Here is a 5,608-nt window from a genome sequence, read left to right as displayed (position 1 = left end):
CATAGCGGCGATCTGCGGGATACTCGTCCGCGTGCACAAGGTCGAACTGTCCTACTCGCTCGGGCGCGCCCGGTCGGGCCCGATCGGCATCCGCAACCCGCTGCTCGAACTGCTGCAGGCGGTGCGCGCCCACGGCTCGATCTCGGGCGCGGCCAAGGCGCTGGGGCTGTCGTACCGCCATGTGTGGGGCGAGCTGAAGCGCTGGGAGACCGAGCTCGGCCACTCCCTGATCGTGTGGGACAAGGGGCAGCCGGCCCGCCTGTCCGCCTTCGGCGAGCAGCTGCTGTGGGCGGAACGCCAGGCGCAGGCGCGGCTCGCGCCGCAGATCGCCGCGCTGCACGCCGACCTGGAGCGCGCGTTCGCCAGCGTCTTCGATGCGGCGGCCCAGGTGCTGATGCTGTTCGCCAGCCACGACGACGCGCTCGCCGCGCTGCGCGAACACGCGGCCGCCGCCGCCCGGCTGCACCTGGACATCCGCTTTTGCGGCAGCGTCGACGCGATCAGCGCGTTGAACGGCGGCCGCTGCGTGATGGCCGGCTTCCACACCACTCGCGGCGCGCCGGCCGGCAGCCTCGCGCAGCGCACCTACCAGCCGCTGTTGCAGCCCGGGCGGCACAAGCTGATCGGGTTCGCCCGCCGCAGCCAGGGCCTGCTGCTGGCGCCGGGCAACCCGCTGCAACTGCGCTCGCTCGCCGACGTGGCGCGCACGGGCGCCCGGTTCGTCAACCGGCCGCTGGGCACCGGCACCCGGCTGTTGCTCGACGAATGGCTGGAGCGGCTGGGGCTGCAGCCGCATGACCTGCATGGTTACGCGCACACCGAGCCCTCGCACGCCGCCGTGGCCCAGGCGGTCGCCTCCGGGGCCGCGGATGCCGGCCTGGGCATCGCGGCGGCGGCCAGCTCGCGCGGGCTGGACTTCGTGCCGCTGGCCCAGGAGGACTACTACCTGGTGTGCCTGAAGGAAGCCTTGCGGGAGCCGCCGGTGCAGGCGCTGCTGGCGCTGCTGCGCACGCCGGCGTGGCGCGGGCAGCTCGCCGCGCTCCCCGGCTACGAGCCGCAGGACTGCGGCGAGGTGCTGAGCCTGCGCCGCCAGTTCCCCTGGTGGCGGTTCGACGCGCGCTGACCGCTACCAGGCGCAGGTGCGGAAGCCGACGAAGCCGTCGTCGCGCTCGGGCAGCGCGAAGCTGCGCAGCTTCGGGTGCTTCATGCGCGCCCGCGCCGCGAACGACGCGCCGCGCTGCACCCGCGCCAGCCCGAACGCCGGCAGCGGCTCGAGATCGGTGCCGCGGTTCCAGACATCGGGCGCATAGCCCGGCCACGGGCGCAGCGTGCTGGCGGTCCATTCGCGCACGTCGCCCCAGCGGAAGCCGCGCCGCCCGGCGGCATGCGCCGCCAGCTCCCACTCGACCTCGGTCGGCAGCCGCCGGCCGGCCCAGCGGGCCCAGGCATCGGCCTCCCACCAGCTCACGTGCATGACGCTCTGGTTGCCGCCCAGGCGGGTGGCCCGGCCGAAATGCGTCTGCAACACCGCGCCGCCGGCGACGCCGATCTGCTCCACGTAGCGCGGCCCGCGCCGGCCCTCCCGCGCGCCCTCGCGCGCCAGCCACTCCCAGCCGCCGGGCTGCCACAGCTCGGCGCGGTCGTAGCCGCCGTCTTCGACGAACTCCACGTACTGCGACCAGCGCACCGGCTGGGCGTCGATCTCGAACTCGGGCACCTCGACCTCGTGGGCGGGCCGCTCCAGGTCGAAGGCGAAGCCCCCCGGGCCCGACCCCATGGTCCAGCGCCCGGCCGGCACCAGCACCGGATCGCGGGCGGCGCCGCCGGCCGGCAGCGCCAGCTGCAGCGCCACGCCCAGCGCCTGCGCCAGTGCAACCAGCTGCTCGCACCGCAGGTCTTCATGGAACAGCGCCATCCGGAAGAAATGGAGGGCCGCATCGTCCTCGGCCGTCTTCTCCAGCAGCTCCAGCGTGCTTTCCAGCGTCTGCAGCAGGTAGGCGCGGATCGCGGCCGCGCCCGGCAGCCGCAGCTGCCAGCGTTCCGGCGCCGCCACCAGCGCCGGATTGAACCACTGATCGGCCATGGGGTCGACCGACGCCAGCCTGACCGGCTCCGCCGGACAGGCGGGGCCGAGACTGCGCTGCGGGTTCCGGCCGATCCAGTACTCCGCCAGCCAGCCCACGTGACCGGCCAGCCAGAACGGCGACTCGGCCCCCGGGCGCGGCGGCGGCACCGGCGGCCGCGCCGCGGCCAGCCGTTCGAAGTGCGACAGCAGGTGCAGGGTGTGGTTGCGCGCGTCCATCAGCGCCAGCGACAGCAGCTCGCGCCCGGCATGCCGCATCGACGGCGCGTCGATGGACGCCGGCGTGGCGTCGGGGAACACCGCAGGCATGCGCCCATTATCCCCAGCGCCAACGTGCGGCGTGCCAAGAAACTGTCGGGCAGGACCGCTGTAGCGAATAGAATCATTTGGCTACGGCAGTGCCGCCAGGCACGCGCCGATGTCGCGGCTCCCGCGACGCTTCGTCCTCGGAGATTCCATGCAGCCCCTGCTGAAAGTTTCGCGGGCCATCGACTGGCTCAACGCCCAGGTGGGCAAGTACGTGATCTGGCTGATCCTGGGTTCCACGGTCATCAGCGGCATCAACGCCGTGGTGCGCAAGGCGTTCAACACCAGCTCCAACGCGTACCTGGAGGTGCAGTGGTACCTCTTCGCCGCCGCCTTCCTGCTGGCGTCCGGCTACACGCTGCTGCAGGGGGAGCATGTGCGCATCGACGTCGTGGCCCACCGCCTGTCCAAGCGCGCCCAGATGTGGATCGACGTGCTTGGCTTCGCCGTCTTCCTGCTGCCCCTGTGTGCGATCGTGCTCTGGTTCGGCGTTCCGTTCTTCCTGCAGGGCCTGCGATCGGGCGAGATGTCGGCGAACGCCGGCGGCCTGATCCGCTGGCCGGTCTACCTCATGATGCCGCTCGGCTTCGGGCTGCTGATGCTGCAGGGCGTCTCCGAACTGATCAAGCGGATCGCCTTCCTGCGCGGGCTCATCCCCGATCCGACCGAGAAGAAGGTGGAGAAGACGGCGGAGGAGGAGCTCGCCGAGGCGATCCGCGCCGAGCGCGAAGGCGCGGTCTGACCGGAAACGCGAGAACACAAGATGGAATTCATCATCCACAACCTGGCCCCCATCATGTTCATGGGGCTGATCGTGTTCCTGCTGCTGGGCTTCCCGGTGGCCTTCAGCCTGGGCGCCTGCGGCCTCTTCTTCGGCATCATCGGGGTCGAACTCGGCGCCCTCCCGGAGGCGCTGCTGCAGGCGCTGCCGCTGCGGATCTTCGGGATCATGCAGAACGACACGCTGCTGGCGATCCCGTTCTTCACGCTGATGGGGCTGATCCTGGAGCGCAGCGGCATGGCCGAGGACCTGCTGGATACGGTGGGCCAGCTGTTCGGCCCCGTGCGCGGCGGCCTGGCACTGGCGGTGATCTTCGTCGGCGCGCTGCTGGCGGCGACCACCGGCGTGGTGGCGGCCTCGGTGATCTCGATGGGGCTGATCTCGTTGCCCATCATGCTGCGCTACGGCTATGACCGGCGCGTCGCCTCCGGCGTGATCGCCGCCTCCGGCACGCTGGCGCAGATCATCCCGCCGTCGCTGGTGCTGATCGTGCTGGCCGACCAGATCGGCCGCAGCGTCGGCGACATGTACAAGGGCGCCTTCGTTCCCGGCTTCATGCTCACCGGCATGTACGCCGGCTACATCGTCCTGCTTGCCCTGTTCAAGCCCAAGTGGGTGCCCGCGCTGCCGCTGGAGGCGCGCACCTTCCGCGAGGACAACGGCCGCAGCGGCGTCGTGTCGCTGCTCGTGCTCACCGTCATCACCACCGCGTGCGCGATCGCGTTCGCCGAGAACTATCCGCGCGTGATGACCTGGTGGACCGGCACCGAAGTGACGACGGTGGCGACCGACGAGACCATCGTCGTGTCGATGTGCCTCGGCGTGCTGCTCGCCTTCGTGGTCGCCGCGATCAACAAGCTGACCGGCCTGGGGCTGCTGTCGCGGATCGCCGAACGCGTCACCTTCGTGCTGATTCCGCCGCTGCTGCTGATCTTCCTGGTGCTCGGCACCATCTTCCTGGGCGTGGCGACGCCGACCGAAGGCGGCGCCATGGGCGCGCTGGGCGCCATCGTCATGGCCGTGGTGCGCGGCCGCCTGTCGTGGTCGCTGCTGCGCCAGGCGCTGAACACGACCACCAAGCTGTCGTCGTTCGTGGTCTTCATCCTGATCGGCTCCACGGTGTTCAGCCTGGTGTTCCAGGGCGTCGACGGCCCGGTCTGGGTCGAACACCTGATGACCGGCCTGCCCGGCGGCCAGCTCGGCTTCCTGATCGTCGTCAACATCCTGATCTTCTTCCTGGCCTTCTTCCTGGACTTCTTCGAGCTGTCGTTCATCGTGGTGCCGCTGCTGGCCCCGGTGGCCGCCAAGCTGGGCGTGGACCTGGTGTGGTTCGGCGTGCTGCTGGCGGTGAACATGCAGACCTCGTTCATGCACCCGCCGTTCGGCTTCGCGCTGTTCTACCTGCGCAGCGTGGCGCCGGCCAAGGAGTACACCGACCGCATCACGCGCCAGCGCATCGCGCCGGTGAGCACGATGCAGATCTACTGGGGCGCCGTGCCGTTCGTGCTGATCCAGATCATCATGGTCGGCCTGATCATCGCGTTCCCCGGCATCGTGCACAACAAGGTGGATCAGGCGCCGGTCGACATGGAGCAGATCCGGCTGCAGATGGAAAAGGAAATGCTCAACGAGGAGCCGCTGGCGGCACCCTCGCCCGCGGCCAGCGGGGCGGCCCCGGCGGCGCAGCCCGGCGCGAGCGCAGCGGCCCCCGACGCGGCCGGCGTGCCCGCGCCGATGCCCGAACCGGCGGCCGAGGCGCCGGCCCAGTCCGACGAGGAGCTGCTCAAGGAACTCCAGCAGGGCGGCGGCAAGAAGTAGCACGCCGATGCTTGTTTACAATGACCCGCCATTTGACCGAAATGGAAACAAGTTCACCGGCCGCTGATGGAAGTTGCCGGCCACCGGGCGCCCGCGGGCGCCGCTGACAACAAGGACTCACCATGGATCGCCGTTCTCTCATGAAACACGCCGGCATTGCCGGCGTTCTGGCCGCCGGCGTGGCGCCGGCCGTGCACGCGCAGGCTGCCGTCCGCTGGCGCCTCGCCTCGAGCTTTCCGAAGTCGCTCGACACGATCTTCGGCAGCGCCGAGCTGCTGTCGAAGACCGTGAAGGAGCTGTCGGGCGGCAAGTTCGAAGTGTCCGTGCACGCGGCCGGCGAACTGATGCCCGCCTTCGGCAACGTCGACGCCATCCAGAACGGCACCATCGAGATGGCGCAGACGGCGCCCTACTACTTCACCGGCAAGGACTCGATCTTCGCCTTCGGCTGCGCCGTGCCCTTCGGCCTGACCGCCAAGCAGATGGACGCCTGGATGGAACACGGCAACGGCCGCAAGCTGATGGACGAGTTCTATGCCAAGTACAACATGCTCAGCATGAGCGCCGGCAATACCACCACCCAGATGGGCGGCTGGTACCGCAAGGAGATCAAGAGCGTG

The 5,608-nt window shown here is 70.2% G+C and carries 5 protein-coding genes; 4 read left to right on the top strand and 1 reads right to left on the bottom strand.

Annotated elements, in window-relative coordinates:
* Positions 1-31: 31 nt before the first annotated feature.
* On the top strand, positions 32-1,123 hold the full coding sequence (locus VNT59_RS11900) for a substrate-binding domain-containing protein (protein WP_325498625.1): 1,092 nt from the start codon (positions 32-34) through the stop codon (positions 1,121-1,123).
* Positions 1,124-1,126: 3 nt separating this feature from the next.
* On the opposite strand, the gene VNT59_RS11895 is transcribed toward VNT59_RS11900, so the two are convergent.
* Positions 1,127-2,392, bottom strand: a complete 1,266-nt coding sequence (locus tag VNT59_RS11895) for an SUMF1/EgtB/PvdO family nonheme iron enzyme (protein ID WP_325498624.1) — start codon at positions 2,390-2,392, stop codon at positions 1,127-1,129.
* Between the two features lie 148 nt (positions 2,393-2,540).
* Between VNT59_RS11895 and VNT59_RS11890 the strand changes: the two genes are divergently transcribed.
* From VNT59_RS11890 to VNT59_RS11880, 3 genes are all read left to right on the top strand, one after another.
* Positions 2,541-3,131 (top strand): TRAP transporter small permease subunit, encoded by a 591-nt coding sequence (locus VNT59_RS11890; RefSeq protein WP_325498623.1) that lies wholly within the window; start codon positions 2,541-2,543, stop codon positions 3,129-3,131.
* Between the two features lie 21 nt (positions 3,132-3,152).
* Positions 3,153-4,988 (top strand): TRAP transporter large permease subunit, encoded by a 1,836-nt coding sequence (locus VNT59_RS11885; RefSeq protein WP_325498622.1) that lies wholly within the window; start codon positions 3,153-3,155, stop codon positions 4,986-4,988.
* A 122-nt stretch (positions 4,989-5,110) separates the two neighbouring features.
* The coding region (locus tag VNT59_RS11880; protein WP_325498621.1) for a twin-arginine translocation signal domain-containing protein at positions 5,111-5,608 on the top strand (498 nt) is incomplete at its 3' end.

It is taken from the genome of Ramlibacter sp. (assembly GCF_035554825.1).
Classification (GTDB): domain Bacteria; phylum Pseudomonadota; class Gammaproteobacteria; order Burkholderiales; family Burkholderiaceae_C; genus Ramlibacter.
This window is presented reverse-complemented; position numbering and strand designations above follow the sequence as displayed.

What these genes read in the sequence shown, in the direction of transcription:
- VNT59_RS11895 (WP_325498624.1), bottom strand. Translation starts at nt 2,392, where the DNA reads ATGCCTGCGGTGTTCCCCGACGCCACGCCGGCGTCCATCGACGCGCCG.
- VNT59_RS11885 (WP_325498622.1), top strand. Translation starts at nt 3,153, where the DNA reads ATGGAATTCATCATCCACAACCTGGCCCCCATCATGTTCATGGGGCTG.
- VNT59_RS11890 (WP_325498623.1), top strand. Translation starts at nt 2,541, where the DNA reads ATGCAGCCCCTGCTGAAAGTTTCGCGGGCCATCGACTGGCTCAACGCC.